At 56.8% G+C, this 1,808-nt stretch carries 2 protein-coding genes; both read left to right on the top strand.

Annotation, left to right across the window (positions count from 1 at the left end):
• The coding region (gene istA / locus E1189_RS03030) for an IS21 family transposase (RefSeq protein WP_155158573.1) at positions 1-1,112 on the top strand (1,112 nt) is incomplete at its 5' end.
• A gap of 10 nt (positions 1,113-1,122) precedes the next feature.
• On the top strand, positions 1,123-1,808 hold a 686-nt coding region (gene istB / locus E1189_RS03025; RefSeq protein ID WP_196221122.1), incomplete at its 3' end, for an IS21-like element helper ATPase IstB.

Genomic DNA, 1,808 nt, shown 5'->3' with positions numbered 1-1,808 from the left:
TGGACTATGCCGGTGTCACTGTGCCGCTTGTGAACCCCAAAACCGGGGAGATCGCCCACAAGGCTCAGATCTTTGTCGCGGTCCTTGGGGCCTCCAATTACACCTACGCAGAAGCCACTCTCTCGCAGAAATCAGAAGACTGGCTGGGTTCCCATGTGCGTGCCTTTGACTTCTTCGGTGGTGTGCCTGAAATGGTGGTTCCGGACAACCTCAAAAGTGGTGTTAAAAACGCCTGCCGGTATGAGCCAGACCTGAACCCGGCGTATCAGCACCTGGCTAACCATTACAAGGTGGTGGTGATTCCCGCACGGCCCTACAAACCGAAGGATAAGGCCAAAGCTGAGGTCGGTGTTCAGGTTGTCGAGCGCTGGATACTGGCACGCCTTCGCCACGAAACCTTCTTTACCCTGGGAGAGCTCAATGCCCGTATACGCAAACTGTTGACCGATCTGAACTGCCGCCCCTTCAAACAGTTACCCGGTACACGGCGCAGCACCTTTGAGCAGTTGGATGAGCCTGCCCTCAGGCCTCTCCCAAGGCAGCCGTTTGAGTACGCGGAGTTCCGCAAGGCCCGGGTGAATATCGACTATCACATCATCTGCCATGAGCATGCTTACTCGGTTCCTCACCAGCTGGTTAAGCAGGAAGTCGATGTTCAGGTGACAGAGCACTGCGTGGAGATCCGCTTCAAAGGCAAATCCGTGGCCACGCATCCGCGTAAGTACACCCGGGGATTTACCACACGGGCAGAACATATGCCGGAGCGTCATCGCCACCATCAGGAATGGACACCGGAACGCCTTCTGAACTGGGCCGCCAAAACTGGCAGTGATGTACTGTGGATGGTCCAGCACTTGCTCGATAGTCGGGAACATCCTGAGCAGGCTTACCGGAGTTGCCTGGGGCTGCTGAATCTGCAGCGTGATTATGGCCCGGGTCGTCTCAATGCAGCCTGTGCCCGTGCCCGGGAGATCGGCGGTTATCGGTTAAAGCACATTCGCTCCATCCTGCAAAGCGGTCTCGATCAGACACCGGCGATACCTGCCAAACAGGCAACATTGCCGCTGCACCCAGACCATGAAAATGTACGTGGTGCCCAAAACTTCCAATAACCGGAGACCGATGATGATCCCACAGATACTGACCCGGCTCCGCGCACTGCGGCTGACCGGCATGGCTGATGCCCTGAACCTGCAACAGGAGCAGCCTGATACCTACGACAATCTCAGCTTCCCGGAGCGGTTATCGCTGTTGATTGATCAGGAAGAAACTGAGCGTAACAACAAGCGACTGGCTCGCCTGCTGCGCAGCGCCCGGTTCAAGCTCTCGGCCCGCATGGAAGAGATTGATTACGAACACCCACGAGGGTTGAACAAAACCCAGTCTGCCACCCTGGCCACCTGTGACTGGCTGACCAGACACAGGAACCTGCTGATTACCGGTCCCTGTGGCAGCGGCAAGAGTTACCTGGCCTGTGCACTGGGTCATACGGCATGCCTGCAGGGTTACAGTGTTCGGTACTATCGACTCTCCCGCCTACTGGAGGAGCTGACCATCGCTCATGGAGATGGGAGTTACACCAAGCTGCTGAGACAGCTGGAGAAAACCGATCTGTTGATACTGGATGACTGGGGCCTGGAGCCCCTGACACAACAGCAGCGCAACGACTTGCTGGAAGTCATGGACGACCGGCACGAAAAAAGCTCCACGCTGGTCACCAGTCAGCTGCCTACCGCAGAATGGCATAACCACATTGGTGACGCGACGTTAGCCGATGCGATTCTGGACAGGCTGATGCACAACGCTCA

Source organism: Parendozoicomonas verongulae (assembly GCF_009711465.1).
Classification (GTDB): domain Bacteria; phylum Pseudomonadota; class Gammaproteobacteria; order Pseudomonadales; family Endozoicomonadaceae; genus Sansalvadorimonas; species Sansalvadorimonas verongulae.
The sequence above is the reverse complement of the archived record's forward strand: the minus strand, read 5'-3'. Positions and strand labels throughout refer to the sequence as shown.